This window comes from Pseudomonas moorei (genome assembly GCF_042846945.1).
In the GTDB taxonomy this organism is placed as follows: domain Bacteria; phylum Pseudomonadota; class Gammaproteobacteria; order Pseudomonadales; family Pseudomonadaceae; genus Aquipseudomonas; species Aquipseudomonas moorei.
This window is the reverse complement of record NZ_AP035776.1, coordinates 4809285-4826231: the sequence shown is the minus strand read 5'-3', so window position 1 is coordinate 4826231 and position 16947 is coordinate 4809285. Positions and strand designations below refer to the sequence as shown.

Annotated in this window: 19 protein-coding genes; 11 read left to right on the top strand and 8 right to left on the bottom strand. The window is 60.1% G+C overall.

Features of this window, described 5'->3' with window-relative positions; translation table 11 throughout:
• Nucleotides 1-214 precede the first annotated feature (214 nt).
• Nucleotides 215-1255 (top strand): Ldh family oxidoreductase, encoded by a 1041-nt coding sequence (locus tag ACGJAX_RS22745; RefSeq protein WP_090321123.1) that lies wholly within the window; start codon nt 215-217, stop codon nt 1253-1255.
• A gap of 65 nt (nt 1256-1320) precedes the next feature.
• On the opposite strand, the gene ACGJAX_RS22740 is transcribed toward ACGJAX_RS22745, so the two are convergent.
• A complete protein-coding gene (locus ACGJAX_RS22740) occupies nt 1321-1638 on the bottom strand; it encodes a YqjD family protein (RefSeq protein ID WP_090321126.1) in 318 nt (105 codons plus the stop codon).
• 164 nt (nt 1639-1802) lie between these two features.
• Between ACGJAX_RS22740 and ACGJAX_RS22735 the strand changes: the two genes are divergently transcribed.
• Nucleotides 1803-2057 (top strand): hypothetical protein, encoded by a 255-nt coding sequence (locus tag ACGJAX_RS22735; protein ID WP_047528516.1) that lies wholly within the window; start codon nt 1803-1805, stop codon nt 2055-2057.
• Between the two features lie 3 nt (nt 2058-2060).
• Here ACGJAX_RS22735 and ACGJAX_RS22730 read toward each other — a convergent pair whose 3' ends face one another.
• Nucleotides 2061-2969 (bottom strand): LysR substrate-binding domain-containing protein, encoded by a 909-nt coding sequence (locus ACGJAX_RS22730; RefSeq protein WP_390956247.1) that lies wholly within the window; start codon nt 2967-2969, stop codon nt 2061-2063.
• Between the two features lie 84 nt (nt 2970-3053).
• On the opposite strand from ACGJAX_RS22730, the gene ACGJAX_RS22725 reads away from it, so the two are divergent.
• Nucleotides 3054-3977: a nitrilase-related carbon-nitrogen hydrolase gene (locus ACGJAX_RS22725; protein ID WP_390956246.1), complete on the top strand. Its 924-nt coding sequence runs from the start codon at nt 3054-3056 to the stop codon at nt 3975-3977.
• Nucleotides 3978-4122: 145 nt separating this feature from the next.
• On the opposite strand, the gene ACGJAX_RS22720 is transcribed toward ACGJAX_RS22725, so the two are convergent.
• The 4 genes from ACGJAX_RS22720 to ACGJAX_RS22705 all read right to left on the bottom strand — a co-directional run bounded on the left by ACGJAX_RS22720 (nt 4123) and on the right by ACGJAX_RS22705 (nt 7814).
• On the bottom strand, nt 4123-4668 hold the full coding sequence (locus ACGJAX_RS22720; RefSeq protein ID WP_390956245.1) for a GNAT family N-acetyltransferase: 546 nt from the start codon (nt 4666-4668) through the stop codon (nt 4123-4125).
• A gap of 27 nt (nt 4669-4695) precedes the next feature.
• A complete protein-coding gene (locus ACGJAX_RS22715; RefSeq protein WP_247255829.1) occupies nt 4696-5169 on the bottom strand; it encodes an LEA type 2 family protein in 474 nt (157 codons plus the stop codon).
• A gap of 59 nt (nt 5170-5228) precedes the next feature.
• Nucleotides 5229-6701 carry a solute carrier family 23 protein gene (locus ACGJAX_RS22710; protein ID WP_390956244.1) on the bottom strand — a complete coding sequence of 491 codons (1473 nt, stop codon included), beginning with the start codon at nt 6699-6701 and terminating at the stop codon, nt 5229-5231.
• Nucleotides 6702-6920: 219 nt separating this feature from the next.
• Complete coding sequence (locus tag ACGJAX_RS22705; RefSeq protein ID WP_390956243.1) at nt 6921-7814, bottom strand: LysR substrate-binding domain-containing protein; 894 nt, start codon at nt 7812-7814, stop codon at nt 6921-6923.
• Between the two features lie 101 nt (nt 7815-7915).
• Between ACGJAX_RS22705 and ACGJAX_RS22700 the strand changes: the two genes are divergently transcribed.
• From ACGJAX_RS22700 to ACGJAX_RS22680, 5 genes are all read left to right on the top strand, one after another.
• Nucleotides 7916-9007, top strand: a complete 1092-nt coding sequence (locus ACGJAX_RS22700) for an extracellular solute-binding protein (protein WP_390956242.1) — start codon at nt 7916-7918, stop codon at nt 9005-9007.
• 13 nt (nt 9008-9020) lie between these two features.
• Complete coding sequence (gene speB / locus ACGJAX_RS22695; RefSeq protein WP_390956241.1) at nt 9021-9980, top strand: agmatinase; 960 nt, start codon at nt 9021-9023, stop codon at nt 9978-9980.
• Between the two features lie 198 nt (nt 9981-10178).
• A complete protein-coding gene (gene zapE, locus ACGJAX_RS22690) occupies nt 10179-11297 on the top strand; it encodes a cell division protein ZapE (RefSeq protein ID WP_390956240.1) in 1119 nt (372 codons plus the stop codon).
• 18 nt (nt 11298-11315) lie between these two features.
• Nucleotides 11316-11897 (top strand): DinB family protein, encoded by a 582-nt coding sequence (locus ACGJAX_RS22685; RefSeq protein ID WP_090321154.1) that lies wholly within the window; start codon nt 11316-11318, stop codon nt 11895-11897.
• 100 nt (nt 11898-11997) lie between these two features.
• On the top strand, nt 11998-12489 hold the full coding sequence (locus ACGJAX_RS22680; RefSeq protein WP_390956239.1) for a GNAT family N-acetyltransferase: 492 nt from the start codon (nt 11998-12000) through the stop codon (nt 12487-12489).
• 122 nt (nt 12490-12611) lie between these two features.
• Here the strand turns inward: ACGJAX_RS22680 and ACGJAX_RS22675 are convergent, their stop codons facing one another.
• On the bottom strand, nt 12612-12827 hold the full coding sequence (locus tag ACGJAX_RS22675) for a hypothetical protein (RefSeq protein WP_090321160.1): 216 nt from the start codon (nt 12825-12827) through the stop codon (nt 12612-12614).
• Nucleotides 12828-13131: 304 nt separating this feature from the next.
• On the bottom strand, nt 13132-13308 hold the full coding sequence (locus tag ACGJAX_RS22670) for a DUF6026 family protein (RefSeq protein WP_247255836.1): 177 nt from the start codon (nt 13306-13308) through the stop codon (nt 13132-13134).
• A gap of 270 nt (nt 13309-13578) precedes the next feature.
• Between ACGJAX_RS22670 and gnd the strand changes: the two genes are divergently transcribed.
• Genes gnd through ACGJAX_RS22655 form a run of 3 tightly spaced genes read left to right on the top strand, consistent with a single transcriptional unit; the run spans nt 13579 to nt 16897 of the window.
• Nucleotides 13579-14559, top strand: a complete 981-nt coding sequence (gnd, locus tag ACGJAX_RS22665; RefSeq protein ID WP_390956238.1) for a phosphogluconate dehydrogenase (NAD(+)-dependent, decarboxylating) — start codon at nt 13579-13581, stop codon at nt 14557-14559.
• Entirely contained in the window at nt 14556-16079 is a 1524-nt protein-coding gene (zwf, locus tag ACGJAX_RS22660; RefSeq protein WP_247255838.1) for a glucose-6-phosphate dehydrogenase, read from the top strand. Before gnd ends, zwf begins: the two co-directional genes overlap by 4 nt.
• Nucleotides 16076-16897, top strand: a complete 822-nt coding sequence (locus tag ACGJAX_RS22655; RefSeq protein ID WP_390956237.1) for a Cof-type HAD-IIB family hydrolase — start codon at nt 16076-16078, stop codon at nt 16895-16897. Before zwf ends, ACGJAX_RS22655 begins: the two co-directional genes overlap by 4 nt.
• Nucleotides 16898-16947: the final 50 nt, after the last annotated feature.

Sequence of the window (16947 nt, the reverse complement as noted above, 5' to 3'; positions counted from 1 at the left end):
GTGCGCCTGTTGATAGAGTCTCAAGCCTAAAAAACGTTGAACGGACAAAGGTGGTAGATAGTTACTGCCTGCCGGACTTGAGTTTGTGACACCTCGATAACGCCCCTTTAATGCATCGGCCCCATCTAAAAGTTGACAGGTTGCTCGCCCCGAGTTGTTAATCGGCGGTCTACCTACGCTGTTGCCCCCTCCAATAATTAGTCTGGAGCTTCAGATGTCTGCGCCACACGATCAAGTGTCTACTGTTGTCTCGCAAAACCTGTCCTTCGACGAACTGACAGCCTTGCTTGAGAAGATATTCCAGCGTCATGGCACCTCGGCCGAAGTTGCCCGGGTGCTTGCTGCAAACTGCGCCGGCGCCGAACGCGACGGGGCGCACAGTCACGGGGTGTTCCGGATTCCGGGATACGTCTCGACGCTGCAAAGCGGTTGGGTCAACGGTCAGGCCGTTCCGGTGGTCGAGGATGTGGCTTCGGGGTTTGTCCGGGTCGACGCCGGCAACGGGTTTGCGCAACCGGCCCTCGCCGCCGCACGGGCCCTGCTGGTGGAAAAGGCCCGCAGTGCCGGCATCGCGGTCCTGGCGATCCGCAATTCCCATCATTTCGCGGCTCTGTGGCCGGACGTCGAGCCGTTTGCCTATGAAGGGCTGGTGGCGCTCAGCGTGGTCAACAGCATGACTTGCGTGGTGCCGCATGGTGCCGACCGGCCGCTGTTTGGCACCAATCCGATTGCCTTCGCCGCGCCGCGGGCCGACGGTGATCCGATTGTCTTTGACTTGGCGACCAGTGCCATTGCCCATGGCGACGTTCAGATTGCCGCGCGCAAGGGTGAGCGTTTGCCTCCCGGCATGGGCGTGGACAGTCTCGGTCAGCCGACCCAGGACCCGAAAGCGATCCTGGAAGGTGGGGCATTGTTACCGTTCGGCGGCCACAAGGGCTCGGCGCTGTCGATGATGGTGGAGTTGCTGGCGGCGGCGTTGACCGGAGGCAATTTCTCCTTCGAGTTCGACTGGAAAAACCATCCGGGCGCCAAGACCCCATGGACCGGACAATTGCTGATCGTGATCGATCCATCCAAGGCCGCGGGGCAGAGCTTCGCCGAGCGCAGCCAGGAGCTGGTACGGCAGATGCACGGTGTGGGTCTTAAGCGCTTGCCGGGTGATCGGCGTCATCATCAACGCGCGAAATCCGCAACGGCGGGCATTGCCCTGGATGACCAGACGTTGGCGAATTTGCGGGAGTTGGCTGGAATTTGATGAACGTGTGAACACCACCACACCTGTGGGAGCAAGCTCCCACAGGGCGTTGGATTTACGTGTGTTCAGCGGCGTGCCAGCAACAACCCGACCACTAGGCCAAACCCGGCAGAAACCGCAACGGTTTGCCATGGATGGCCGCCGATGTAGGTCTCGGTGGCGTCGACCGCAGGTTTCGCCCGATCACGCACGCTGGTCACTGAATCCCGGGCCTGCTGGAGTTTCTGGGCAATCTGCCCGCGTAGCGTCTCGGCTTCCTCACCGACCAGTGAGGCGCTGCTTTTGAGCAATTTTTCCGATTCTTCGATCAGGGCTGAAAGTTCGCTGAATGCTTGATCCTTGATTTGATCTTCGGCGGCTTGTGCGGCGGTTTTCCGGGCCATTGAAGGACTCCTTGCAGGTAAGTGGACAATGAACAATGGAGTGCGCCGCGATTGAAAAAGTTGCAGCGATTTTTCGCTCAGATTCAATCCGGAAGAAAATCCAGCGCAGGACGTTTCGTCCTACAGTGTAAGATGTTGCCTATTTTACGCAGCAGGAAATTCCCATGAGCTTCAATCTGGCCGACAAACCCCTTGCCGAGCGCGCTGCGCTTGAAGATGAGAAATCCCGTCTGTTCGAACTCTGGCAAACCAACCTGGGCAAAGCCAAGGGCGAGGCCGCACGGCTGTTTGGCGAACGTGCCAAGCGCAAAGGCAAATGGGCCGAGTGGGTCCGTGCCGAGCTGGACGGCATGTCGCCGCCGGAGTTTTCGAACATGGTGCGCAGCGAAGTCAATCGCCTGATGGCAGCCAACAAGTAACGCTTAGGCAAAACTGGCTACGATCGCTTCACGCACTTTCAACACCACCGGATCGAGCCGGGTGCTGGTACGCCAGCCCAGCTCGATCGGGTAACGGGGCAATATCAAAGGGCAGGGCAGCAGCGCCAACCCGGTTAGCGCCGCAATGCTCCGCGCGGCGTGGGCCGGAATGGTCGCCACCGCCTGACTGCCCTTGAGCAGGTGCGGCAACGCCGCAAAATGCGTGGTCGAAGCGCAGACCCGCCGGCTCAAGCCGACCGCCGCCAAGCCTTCGTCGGTGATCCCGATAAATCCACCCGATGACACCAGAATGTGTTCGCGGGCCACAAACGCCTCAAGACTGATGTGCTGCTGTCCCTCGGCCAGGCTGAGCGGATCAACCAGACACGCGTAATGTCCCTCGCCCAGCACTTGGCGACTGAGCAGACGTTCGGCAAAACCGCCGGCGGTAATCGCCAGGTCAATGCTGCGTTCCATCAAGGCTTGCGCGACGATCTGGCTGTGGGTCTGGCGAAAGATCAGGCGTAACTTTGGCGCGCGGCGAGCAATTTCTTCGATCAAGCGGCGACCGTAGGCAATCTCGAAATCGTCGGACATGCCCACCGTCACCGAGCGCCCGTCGTAATGGTTGGCGGTGGGGTCAAGCATCGCCAGGCTTTGTCGGCATTTGTTGAGCGCGTCGCTGACCACCGGCTTCAACTGATTGGCCGCCAGCGTAGGGGCAAGGCCGCGGCCGGTGCGCACGAACAACTGATCGCCATACACCTCGCGCAACCGCCGCAATGCGGCGCTGACTGCCGATTGCGTCACGCCCAGGCGTAGGGCGGCGCGGCTGGCGCTGGCCTCTTCATGCAAGGCTTCGAAGACTTTGAGCAAATTGAGGTCGATATCGGTGATATTCATTTGGTTCATATCATTCAGCAGTGAATGGGGCTTTATTCATGATTGCGTCAGGCTGGAGAATGAGCAACACCTGATGTGAATGGAGTGACCGCGATGCCCAAATCAATCGTTGCTGCCCTGCAGATCGGCGCCTTGCCCGGCGGCAAAGCCGAGACCCTGGAGCAGATCCTGTCGTATGAAAACGCAATCATCGAATCCACTGCCGCGCTGGTGGTGATGCCAGAAGCCTTGCTGGGCGGTTATCCGAAAGGTGAGGGCTTTGGCACGCAATTGGGCTACCGATTGCCTGAGGGCCGCGAAGCGTTCGCCCGCTATTTCGCCAACGCCATTGATGTACCCGGCGCGGAAACGGACGCGCTGGCCGGATTGTCGGCGCGTACCAACGCCAATCTGGTCATCGGCGTGGTCGAGCGTGCCGGCAGCACCTTGTATTGCACCGCGCTGTATTTCGACCCGCAGGCAGGGCTGGTCGCCAAGCACCGCAAACTGATGCCCACCGGCACCGAGCGCCTGATCTGGGGCAAGGGCGACGGTTCGACCCTGCCAGTGATCGACAGCCAGGTCGGGCGGATTGGGGCGGTGGTGTGCTGGGAAAACATGATGCCGCTGCTGCGCACCGCGATGTACGCCAAAGGCATCGAAGTGTGGTGCGCGCCGACCGTGGATGAGCGGGAGATGTGGCAGGTCAGCATGCGCCATATCGCCCATGAGGGCCGCTGTTTTGTGGTCAGCGCTTGTCAGGTCCAGGATTCGCCGCAAGCCCTGGGCGTGGAAGTGGCCAATTGGCCGGCGCAGCGGCCGCTGATTGCCGGCGGCAGTGTGATCGTCGGGCCCATGGGCGACGTTCTGGCCGGGCCGTTACGTGACGGACCAGGCTTGCTCACGGCTGAAATCGACACCGATGATTTGATCCGCGCCCGTTACGACTATGACGTAGTGGGCCACTATGCACGCCCGGATGTGTTCGAGTTGACGGTGGATGAACGGGCCAGGCCCGGCGTGAAGTTCAGCGCATGACGCCTGAAGGAGCGAGACTGCTCGCGATCACGGAGGCACATCCAGCACATTTGTTGGCTGTTCCAACGCTATCGCGAGCAAGCTCGCTCCTGCAGTTGATTTGTGGTTTCCAAGTGTCGGCGTTCTTCCCTTTTGAAATGATGAGTCAGCGCTGCTGGAACCACTCTTCGCGGGTGATTTCCCAGACTTCTTTCGGAAATCTTCCCCCCACAAAGTCGCCTTCCTCGGTGTGGATCAGGCGCATGCCGGTACGCTCGGAAAGTTTGCGTGAGCCAATGTTCGGCGCCGCTTTGGGCACGCGCAACACGTCACGATCCAGGGTTTCAAACCAATATCGGGTGACCGCCTCACTCGCTTCGGCCATTAAACCCTGACCTTGCCATTGCGGGCCAAGCCAGAATCCGCGGTTGTTGTCCTGTTCATTCATCAGGCTGATATTGCCGATCAATTGCCCGGGTGCCGACTTTAAGCGGATCGACCAATGCCATTCCTCGCCACGGGCGATCGCAGGCAGGGCATTGTCTCGCAAGTACGTGAGCGCTCCATCGCAGGGATAGGGCCATGGCACCAAGACGTTCAGGTAACGCACCACTTCCCAGTGCGGGAATTGTTGCTGGATGGCTTCGGCATCGGCCAGTTCCAGCGGGCGCAGGATCAGACGCTCGGTGTAAAGCGTGGGGGTGGGTTCCATGTTCTTTATCGCTCCTTGAAATCATACTTAGCGGCTGCCGGTCATCGGCCCTGGCAGGCTGAGTTTGCCACTGTCCACGAAGCGTGTGGTACCGAACAGGCCTCCGGCCAACTTGCCGCGCAGCACGTAGGGCAGATTGTTCAGGGATTGCATTTGGCTCAACCCAATGGTCTGGCGCAACACCGAGAAGGCCGACACGCTGACCGGCACGGTCAACACGGTTTCGGAATAACGTGAAATTGAACCGGACTGATCGCTGACACCGGAGGCAAAGGGCTGACCGTTGATTTCCAGGTCCAGTGCCACGCCGTTGTAGTTGATGTTGGTGTCATTGGGGTTCTGCACGCGAATTTTCACGGCGAACCGGACTTCCATGTCCTGGCTTTGCAGCGGCTCAATACCGACGATATTGACATTCAACGGATCGCTGTTGGGGAACGAGGTACAGGCGCTCAGGCAGAGCAGCAAGAGGGAAACGAGGACTGCGTGGACACTGCGCATTGAGGTGCTCTCGACGAGAAAAGGACTGAACCACCCATGGCTCAGCCCTTGAGCGCAATCTAGCGGTTCAACTGTGCGACACCCGCAGGCGTTACGGGTTCACCCTGGGCCGGCATTTCGGGGTTCTGCATCACTTGCAGGACCGAGGCCTCGGGGTCGAACTCGTCCTCTTCCAGCTCGATGAATTCTTCAGGCAGGAAGATATTCAAAACGATAGCGCACAGCGCACCGACGGTGATGGGCGATTCAAAAATGTTGTGCAGGGCCAAGGGCAGTTCACGCAGGACTTCTGGCACTGCCGCCACGCCCAGGCCCATGCCCAGGGAAATCGCCACGATCAGCATGTTGCGCCGATGCAGTCCCGCTTCGGCGAGGATCTTGATCCCGGCCACCGCGACGGTGCCGAACATCACCAGCTCAGCGCCGCCGAGCACCGGTTTGGGCATCAATTGCAGTACCGCGCCAATCATCGGGAACAACCCCAGCAGCACCAACAGGCCGGCAATGAAAAATGCCACGTAACGGCTGGCCACGCCCGTGAGCTGAATGACGCCGTTGTTCTGCGCGAAGGTCACCATCGGCATGCTGTTGAACACCGCGGCCATGGCCGAATTGAGGCCGTCGGCCAGCAACCCTGACTTGATTCGGCGGATGTACACCGGGCCTTTGACCGGCTGCCGGGAAATCATCGAGTTGGCCGTCAAGTCACCGGCCGCTTCCAGTGGCGACACCAGGAAAATCACGGCCACCGGCACGAACGCCACCCAATCGAAGGAAAACCCGTATTTGAACGGCACCGGCACGCTCATCAGCGGCACGGCGGGCAGGCTGGCGAAGTCGACATGGCCCATCAGCCAGGCAACCCCGTAACCCAGGGTCAGGCCGATGACAATGGCGCCCAGACGCAGGAACGGCACATCGACCCGGTTCAGCGCCACGATCGTCCCCAGCACCAGCCCGGCCAGGCCCAGGTGGCTGGCAGCACCCAGGTCGCTGGCGCCGAATCCGCCGGCGATGTCGGTCATGGCGACCTTGATCAGCGACAGCCCCATGAGCGTGATGATCGTGCCGGTGACCACCGGGGTGATCAGCATGCGCAATTTGCCGATGAACTGGCTCAACACCACCTCGATGAAGGCGGCGAAAAAGCACACGCCGAAAATCGTCGAGAGGATTTCATCGGTGCCGCCGCCCCGGGCCTTGACCATGAAACCGGCGCTGAGAATGACGCTGATGAACGAAAAACTGGTGCCTTGCAGGCACAGCAAGCCGGAACCCACCGGACCGAAACGCCGCGCCTGAACGAAGGTGCCCAGGCCCGAGACAAACAGGGCCATGCTGATCAGGTAAGGGATTTCGCTGTGCAGGCCCAGGGCGCTGCCCATGATCAGCGTCGGGGTGATGATGCCGACGAAACTGGCGAGCACATGTTGCAGGGCGGCGAAGACGGTGGCGGTCAGATGCGGGCGATCGTTGAGGCCATAGATCAGGTCGTTGTGACGCGGGGCAGGGGGTTTTTCAGAGACGGTCATGGGGCTTGTGCGGGCCAGAAGGCGACCCGGGTCAGAAAATGGAGGCGCAGGATGCCAGAAAGACCATTTTGTGGCGAGCAGAGCGCCCGAAACCTCGGCCAACCTGTAGGAGCGAGCCTTGCTCGCGATGGACGTCAACGAAAACGCGGGAAGTCAGGCACCCCGCGGTGTTCTGAAAACCATCGCGAGCAAGCTCGCTCCTACAGAGGGATTCGCTGTTCAGGCAAACGCCGCAAGCAAATCCTCTTCAAACGCCTTCTGCGCATCCCCCGGGATCTGGGCGCGATGGCGGGCCAAATGGAACGCTACATCGAAGCTCATGCCTTCACGGCGCACGACCCGCAGCAAGCCTTTGTCTTCCCAGCTTCGGGCGAAGTGGCTGGGCAGGTAGCCGACGTGCTTGCCGGACAGAATGAAGGCGAGGGTGCCTTCGACCTGCTCCGAGCGCGCCGAACACACTTTGCCCTGGAACGGCTCGTCGCTGCGCAGGAAGCGGTAGGGGTGATCGACCCGGTCGCAGGCCTGCAATGCCTGATCGTCCGGCGCGTCGTTGTCGAATAGCGGATGACCGGGGGCGCAATACAGGTGCTGGGTTTCGCTGAACAATTGGCGGTAATCGAAAGCGCTCTGTGCCTGGGAGAAATAGCCGATGGCCAGGTCCAGACGCTGTTGCAGCAACAAGCGCTCCATTTCGCCGGGCATCGCGCTGATCAACTCGATGCGCACCGATTCGTCTCGCTCACGGAAACGCCGGATCGCGCCGGCCACGTGTTGCAGTACCGATTGATCCAGGGCTTCGGACAGGCCCAGGTGCACCTCTCCGATCAATCTTCCGGCCACGCCGTTGGATTGATGGCGGAACGCTTCGATGGATTCGAACAAAGCCTTGGTGGCCGAGAGCAATTGTTCGCCCTTGGGGGTGATCCTGAATCCGCCCTTGCCACGACTGCACAGACGATAGCCGAGTCGAGTTTCCAGTTTGGCCATTTGCTGGCTGATGCTGGACTGACTCAAACCCAGTTCACCCTGGGCCGCACTGAAGCCACCACATTCCACCACGCTGACGAACAGGCGCAACAGGTGCAGGTCCAGATCGTGGAGTTGACCGAGCATCAAACATTACTCCTGGATAATGTCAGGTTAACAAACTTGATATTTCACCAATGTATCCGACGACGCATCCTGCCGTCACTTCCTCTTGTCAGGTGTTCGTCATGGCTCCCAAGTTCAAGCTGTGTTTACCCGCGTTGCTCCTGGCCGTGGCCGCCTCGGCCCAGGCTGAAGACAAAGTCGTCAATCTCTACAGCTGGGCCGATTACGTTGCCCCGGAAACCCTGCAACGTTTCGAGCAGGAAACCGGCATTCATGTGCGCTACGACACCTTCGATGCACCGGAAGTGCTCGAGACCAAGTTGCTCACCGGTGGCAGCGGCTATGACGTGGTCGTGCCGTCGTCCAGCGTACTCGCGCGTGGCCTGGCAGCGGGCGCACTGAAAGCGATTCCCCACGAAGGCCTCAAGGGCTACGCGAATCTTGATCCGGACCTGCTGGAGAAGCTCGCCGCGGTCGATCCCGGCAATCAATATGGCGTGCCCTACACCTGGGGCACCCTGGGGCTGGGGATGAATGTCGAAGCGGTGCGCAAGCGCCTGCCGAACGTGCCGCTCAACAGCCTGGATTTGCTCTTCAAACCGGAATACGCCAGCCAGCTCAAGGACTGTGGCGTTGCGATCATCGATTCGCCGCAGGAAGTGATCGGCCTGGCCTTGCACTATCTGGGCAAAGACCCTTACAGCACCGACAAGAACGATTTGGATGCGGCGCAGGCGTTGCTGCGTCAATTGCAGCCCTCGGTGCTTTATGTCGCCAGCGGGCGGCAGATCAACGATCTGGCCAACGGCAGCATTTGCCTGGCACTGGCTTACAACGGCGATGCGAGCATGGCCGCGGATCAGGCGCGCAAGGCCAACAAACCGTACGAAATCGCCTACCGGATTCCGAAGGAAGGCACCCTGGTCTGGCAAGACAATCTGGCGATCCCCAAGGATGCGCCACACCCCGAAGCCGCTCGCCAATTCATCGAGTTCATGCTTCGCCCAGAGTCCGTCGCCGCACTGACCAACACACTGTTCTTCGCCACGGCCAACCAGGCGGCCACGCCGCTGGTGGATGAGGCCGTGCCCACCGATCCGGACATCTATCCGCCCGCCGACATTCGTGACCGCCTGTACGCCGACCGCAGCATGAGCCTCAAGGACATGCGCCAGCGCACTCGCGTGTGGACCGCTTTCCGTAGCCGCCAATAACAAGGAACCTTCAATGGACGTCCCAGCGCAGAACGACCAAGCCATCACCCGTGGCAGCCTTTACGGCACTGCCGCCGAAAGTACCTACGCCGGTATCACCAGTTTCATGCGCCGTCGCTACAGTCGCGATTTACGCGGTGTCGACGTCGCCGTCAGCGGTGTGCCGTTCGACACGGCCACCAGTAACCGTCCCGGTGCACGCTTCGGACCACGGGGCATCCGCGCCGCATCCACCGGAATTGCCTGGGAACGCCACTGGCCGTGGACGTTTGACCCGTTCGATCATCTGGCGGTCGTTGACTTTGGCGATTGCGACTTCGATTACGGATCGCCGCAGTCGACGCCGGAATGCATCGAAGCCCACGCCGAACACATCCTCAATGCCGGCAGTGCGATGCTGACCTTCGGCGGCGATCATTTCATTACCTACCCGCTGCTCAAGGCCCATGCCCGCCAGTACGGTGCGCTGTCACTGATTCACTTCGATGCCCATAGCGACACCTGGCCGGACGAAGAGGGCAAGCGCATCGACCATGGCACCATGTTCTGGCATGCCGCCAAGGAGGGCCTGGTCGATCCTTCGCGTTCGGTGCAGATCGGTTTACGCACCACCAACGACGATCACCAGGGCTTTGAAGTGCTGGATGCACGACAAGTGCATCGGCGTGGCGTGGACGCGATGGTCGAAGCCATCCGCGCACGGGTCGGCGATCACCCGGTGTACCTGACGTTCGACATCGACTGCCTCGACCCGGCCTTCGCTCCGGGTACCGGGACGCCAGTGTGTGGCGGCTTGAGCACGGTGCAGGCGCTGGAGATTCTCGGTGGTTTGCGCGGGATCAACCTGGTGGGCATGGACGTGGTGGAAGTGGCACCGGCCTATGACAGCGCCGACATCACCTCACTGGCGGCAGCGACCCTGGCGATGGAAATGCTGTGCTTGTATGCGGCGAGGCATAAGGTCGACCGGTAAAAACAACCCGGTATTTGGTCGCCTGCCCGAGTGATGGTATGTCGGGTGGGCCACCTGAAATACGTAGGAGCGAGTTAACTCGCGATGAAGGTGTCTGCGACCAGGCTGTCAGCGGCCTGCGTGGTGCTTTTTCCTCGATTGAGCATTCTCTCGGACATTTCACTGAAGACAACGCTGACGAGTGGCATACTGCTGCGCATGAATGTCGACTCCCCCCTCAGCGCCTGGCAGCACGCCATCGAACAAAAGGGCTTTGTCCAGGACGAAGCTCAGGAACATGCCGTCTGGGCGTTGCAAAAGTGCCACGAAGCCTTGCATGAAGGCCGCAAGTCGATTTCCGGTGTGTACCTCTGGGGTCCGGTCGGGCGCGGTAAAACCTGGTTGATGGACCAGTTTTACCAACACCTGCGGGTACCGGCCCGGCGTCAGCACTTCCATCATTTCATGGGCTGGGTGCATCAGCGCTCGTTTCAACTGACCGGCACCGCCGACCCCTTGAAGGCACTGGCTCGGGAACTCGCCGAAGAGGTGCGGGTGCTGTGCTTCGACGAACTGTTCGTCAATGACATCGGAGACGCCATCATTCTCGGGCGCTTGTTCCAGGTCATGTTCGAGCAGGGCGTGGTGGTGGTCTGCACCTCCAACCTGCCACCCGACCAGTTGTACGCCGACGGCTTCAATCGCGACCGTTTTCTGCCCGCCATTGCGGCGATCAAGCAGCACATGCAGGTGATTGCCGTGGATGGCGGGGAAGACCATCGCCTGCATCCGGGCCAGGGCTTGCAGCGTTACTGGGTGACTCCCCCCGGACAATCGAGTGCCCTTGGCGATGTGTTCAAGGCGTTGACCGTCGGTCAGGCGGTTTCCAGTGCGCCGGTCCAGGTCGGCTATCGCTCGCTCGATGTCGTGCAGGCCAGTCAGGGCGTGCTCTGGTGTCGTTACGCCGACCTCTGTGAACAGCCTTTTGCCGCCATGGATTTCATGACCCTGTGTGACACCTACAGCGCTATCCTGTTGAGCGACGTACCCAACCTCAGTGCTCAAAAGCGCCAGGGGCGTATAGCCCGTGGCACCGAAGATGGAGTCGAGCGGGTGGTGGCCGGCGATCGCGAGTTGCCACAGTTGTCGGTGCATGATGACGGCGTACGGCGGTTCATTGCCCTGGTGGACGAGTGCTACGACCGCAAGGTGCCGCTGTACCTCGAAGCGCAGGTGCCCATGGACTCGCTCTACACCCAGGGCTATCTGGAATTCCCGTTCCGCCGCACCCTCAGTCGCCTGCAGGAGATGCAGCTGCAACGTTTCGCCGAGGCGTGAGAACCAGGAGGCGTGAAGATGAATCAACCGCTGTCACACCATTTGCTGACCATGGCCTACCAGAACGCCTGGGCCAATCATCGACTGGCCAAGGCCTGGAGTCAGTTGAATCAAGATGAGCTGGCGGCACCGCGCACCAGTTTCTTCCCCAGTCTCAGCGCGACTCTGAATCACATACTGACATGTGACTGGTTTTACCTGGATGCCCTCGAACGTGAGTTGCGCGGCGACGATCCGCACCCCGATTGCTACGTCTTTTTCAAGGACGACGAGCCTTACACCCAGGCCGTCGACCTCATGCGCGAGCAATCCCATGTGGATCGACGCTTGATTGCCTATTGCGAGCAAATGCGCGACGCCGATCTGGCCAGGGTCGTGACCATCGCCCGGGACACGCCGCAGCACGAGAGCCGCCTGCGCCTGTTGTCACACCTGTTCGAGCACCAGATCCACCATCGCGGCCAGGTTCACGCGATGCTCAGCGGCACCTCAGTCAAGCCGCCACAACTGGACGAGTTTTTCTGTGTCGGCGAATCGCATCTGCGGGCTGAGGATTTTGCCGAGTTGGGCTGGACCGAGGCTTTGATTTGGGGGCATTGAGCCAGCAAGCTTTTGATTTGCCGCGGTGCCCACGATATCGTCACCCGGCCCTCCAGGGCGAACAACGCGCTGGGGCTACTTCATGCAATCGAGGATGGAAATGGATTTCGCGGAAATACTAGTGTTGCAAGCCAGCTATACCAATCCGGTGCATGCCGAAGCCATCTGCCTGGTGTTGAACAGTTACGCTGAAGACCCGATGGGGGCAGGTCACTCCTTGCCTGCCAGTGTGCTGGAGCACTTGCCGGGTGAGCTGGCCAAGCGCCCTCATGCCTTCAGTGTGCTGGCCTTCGTCGGCGGCGAACCGGCCGGGCTGGTCAATTGCTTCGAAGGTTTCTCGACCTTCGCCTGTCGGCCGTTGGTCAATGTTCATGACGTGGCGGTCGTGCCGAAGTTTCGCGGATTGGGGCTGAGCCAGCGGATGTTGCGGAAGGTCGAAGAGATCGCCCGTCAACGCGGCTGCTGCAAAATCACCCTGGAGGTGCTGGAGGGTAATGCGGTGGCCCAGGCGTCCTACGGCAAGTTCGGCTTTGCCCCGGGTGAGTTCGACCCGGCGCACGGTCGAATGATGTTCTGGATCAAGGCGCTTTGATCAAGGCGCTTTGATCAAGGTGCTCTGATCAAGGCGCTGTGATCAAGACAAAAAAGGGGCGCCCATCAGGACGCCCAATGATCGACTCTGACCGCAGAGCAGGACAGTCAGAGGTGTAACAATCATTTCGGTCTGTAGGACTCGGTCATTTGCGCGGTTTGGTCGTCAGGGACCCGCAATGGCGTCGTCTGACTTTGCGTGGCGTTGCCCAACGCCAGTTGCTGGTTGTATCTCAGGGTTTCGTAGTAGTACCTCATGCGTTCGGCTCCACCTTCTGCAAATACGCAGGTGGAGCCGAGAGTCATCAGGACGGCGAGGGTCAACGTAATACGTTTCATGGTATGCCTCCTACTAACAGCGGTCGGATGCCATTCGTCCATGAATCAATGAATCGAAGTCGAATTTCGATTATCCGCCGATTCCATTAAAAGGGAATTAAAGGTGGTTGGAGATTCCAGCCCAGGATCAGCGTTGCCTGTCATCGGGTCATGCCAGTCAATTGCCGGGCAGGAATAGAGAAGTGCTGCCCAATCGACGGAGCATCAACAAGCCAATCTGAAAAATGCGGGAGTCGCCATGGCTGGCGAAGGGCTATTGCGCATCGGAAGCAGTGCGGGACTGCTTCCAGTTCAGGCGGGGGAATCAGGCGTGAGGGGCGCCCTGGGTAACGGACAAGGGCTGTTGGCCCTGGAGCAGCAAGCGCAGTTGCGCCAGTTCCTGTTTCAACTGATCGCGTTCGTCCTTCAACTGGCGCAATTCATCGCGACGGATAGTGACGTAAAGGGTTTGTGCTGGCAGTGCGGTCTGTACGGTGCCCATTGCTCACCTCGCAAATGGCGTGTCTCAACTGTAGATCCGCCTCAATAAGCGGCTGATCTACTATCGGCGCCGATTTTGATTTCTTTTGCCCTTGAAGGGAACTTTTTTATTTTTCATGGTCGTTGTGTCTTCGACACGATTCCCGACGTTATCAGTCTGGATCGGGCACAATGCCCGGAAACTTCATCCCGACGCTCTGGACTAAGCTTCATTAGTCGCGTTGGGCTATACCTTTGACACACTTTTATTTGTAGTAGGGAGCATCAGCACATGCAACTCGGGATTATTGGACTGGGCCGCATGGGCGGTAATATTGCGCGGCGCCTGATGCTCAACGGGCATACCACCGTTGTGTACGACCGCAATACCGCCTTCGTCGAGACCTTGAGCGCAGAGGGCGCCACCGGCGCTGCCGATTTGCCGGCCTTGGTCGCTGGCCTGGCCAAACCACGAGCGGTCTGGGTCATGTTGCCGGCCGGCGCACCGACCGAAGAAACCATCGACACCCTGAGCAACCTGCTCGAAGCCGGCGACACCATCATCGACGGCGGCAACACTTTCTATAAGGACGATATCCGCCGGGCGAAAACCCTCTCGGAAAAAGGCCTTCACTACATCGATGTCGGTACTTCCGGTGGCGTGTGGGGCCTGGAGCGCGGTTACTGCATGATGATCGGCGGCGATGCCGAGACCGTTAACCGTCTCGACCCGCTGTTCCAGAGCCTGGCACCGGGCATGGGTGATATTCCGCGCACCAAGGACCGCAAGTCCGATGACCCTCGCGCCGAGAACGGCTACATCCATGCCGGTCCGGCGGGTGCCGGGCATTTCGTGAAAATGATCCATAACGGTATCGAATACGGAATGATGCAGGCCTTTGCCGAAGGCTTCGACATTCTCAAGACCAAGGCCAGCACCAACCTGCCGGAAGACCAGCGCTTCGACTTGAACGTCGCGGACATCGCCGAGGTCTGGCGTCGTGGCAGTGTGGTCTCATCCTGGCTGCTCGACCTGACCGCCGACGCCCTGGCCAGTGACCCGAAACTCGATGGTTTTTCCGGATCCGTAGCCGACAGCGGTGAAGGTCGCTGGACCATTGAAGCCGCCATGGAGCAATCGGTGCCCGTCCCCGTGCTGTCGAACTCGCTGTTCTCGCGCTACCGTTCCCGTGGCCAGGGCACCTTTGGCGACAAGATCCTTTCGGCCCAGCGCTTCGGCTTCGGCGGCCATGTGGAGACTCCGAAAAAATGACCCAAGTGATCCGCAGAAAATCCAAGACGGAACCCGCGCCACCGACCACGCTGTTTTTGTTCGGCGCCCATGGCGATCTGGTCAAGCGCCTGCTGATGCCGGCGCTGTATAACCTCAAGCGCGACGGGTTACTCGGGGATGGACTGCGGATCATCGGCGTTGACCACAACGCCATCAGCGATGAAGGCTTCGCGAACAAACTCGAAGACTTCATTCGCAACGAGGCGGCCGCAAAAGTCGGCAAGGGCGATCAGGCCCTTGACCCGCAGGTGTGGGCCAGACTCGCCAAAGGCATCAGCTACGTCCAGGGCGATTTCCTGGACGACAGCACATATCAAGCGCTGGGGGCGAAGATTGCCGCCAGCGGCACTGGCAATGCGGTGTTCTACCTGGCCACCGCGCCACGTTTTTTCACTGAAGTGGTCCGCCGTCTCGGCGCGTCCGGGTTGCTGGAAGAGAGCCCGGAGTCCTTCAGAAGGGTGGTGATCGAAAAGCCTTTCGGTTCCGATCTGCAAACCGCCGAAGCCCTGAATGCGTCCCTGCTCAAGGTCATGACGGAAAAGCAGATCTATCGGATCGATCACTATCTGGGCAAGGAAACCGTGCAGAACATTCTGGTCAGCCGGTTTTCCAACAGCCTGTTCGAAGCGTTCTGGAACAACCATTACATCGACCATGTGCAAATCACCGCCGCTGAAACCGTCGGTGTGGAAACCCGTGGCAGTTTTTACGAACACACCGGCGCCCTGCGCGACATGGTGCCCAATCACCTGTTCCAGTTGCTGGCGATGGTGGCCATGGAGCCTCCGGCAGCCTTTGGCGCCGATGCGGTGCGTGGGGAAAAAGCCAAGGTGGTCGGCGCTATCCGCCCCTGGTCGATCGAAGAGGCCCGCGCCAATTCGGTGCGCGGTCAATACACCGCCGGGGAAGTCGACGGCAAACCAATGCCAGGGTATCGCCAGGAAGAGAAGGTGGCACCGGACAGCAACACTGAAACCTATGTGGCCCTGAAGGTCATGATCGACAATTGGCGTTGGGTCGGCGTGCCGTTCTATCTGCGTACCGGCAAGCGCATGAGCGTGCGCGACACCGAAATCGTCATTTGCTTCAAGCCCGCGCCCTACGCGCAGTTCCGTGATACCGAGGTCGATGAGCTTGAACCGACCTACCTGCGGATCCAGATTCAGCCCAACGAAGGCATGTGGTTCGATTTGCTGGCCAAACGGCCTGGCCAGGCCCTGAAAATGGACAACATCGAACTGGGTTTTGCCTACAAGGATTTCTTTGAAATGCAACCGTCCACCGGCTATGAAACCCTGATCTACGATTGCCTGACCGGCGATCAGACGTTGTTCCAGCGTGCCGACAACATTGAAAACGGCTGGCGTGCCGTACAGCCGTTCCTCGACGCCTGGCAGCAGGATTCAACGCTGCAAAACTACGCCGCAGGTGAAAACGGGCCGCAGGCCGCCGAAGAATTGCTGGCTCGCGATGGTCGCGTCTGGCACGGTCTCGGATGAGTGGGCAGGCGCAACATCCCATCCGGTTTTTGCTCAGTGACATGGATGGCACCTTGTTGCTGCCCGACCACAGTCTCAGTCAGCGCACCATCGATGCGGTACGCGCGTTGCGTGAGGCCGGGGTGCTATTCAGTCTCGCCACCGGCCGACCACCCAAAGCCATGTTGCACATGATCGAGGCCCTGGGCGTCGACTTGCCGACCGCTGCCTTCAACGGCGGTACCCTCGTCAACCCGGACGGCAGTCTGCTGGTGGCGCATTACTTGCCGGCCACCGCGGCACTGACCACGCTCGCGCTGTTGGCCGATCAGCCGGACATTGAGGTCTGGGTCTTCAGTGGCGGCGACTGGCTGGTGAAAGACCCGAGCGGCCCCATGGTGCCCCGAGAGCAGCATGGCCTGGGGTATCCGCCGGTAGCGGTTGAGAGCTTCGAACCGTTTCTTGAACGTATCGACAAAATCGTCGCCGCCAGCAGCAACGCCGAGTTGCTGATCGAGCTAGAAGCGCAGTTACTACCTCTGGTGGAGGGGCAGGCCCAGGTTTCCCGTTCGCAACCGGTTTATCTGGACATCACCGCGATGCAAGCCAACAAGGGCCAAGCGCTGGCGACCCTGGCCGCGTTTCTCGGTGTGCCGCTTGAGCAAACGGCGGCCATGGGCGATGGCGGCAATGATCCGGCCATGTTCCAACGCGCCGGGTTGTCGATTGCCATGGGGCAGGCCGAGGAGGAAGTGAAGCGCCAGGCTGATGTGGTGACGGGCGCCAATACCGAGGAGGGTGCGGCTCAGGCGATAGAGCGGTATATCCTCCCTCGATAGCCATTCAAATCCAATCGTGTGAGCGAGCAGGCTCGCCCACACATTTTTTG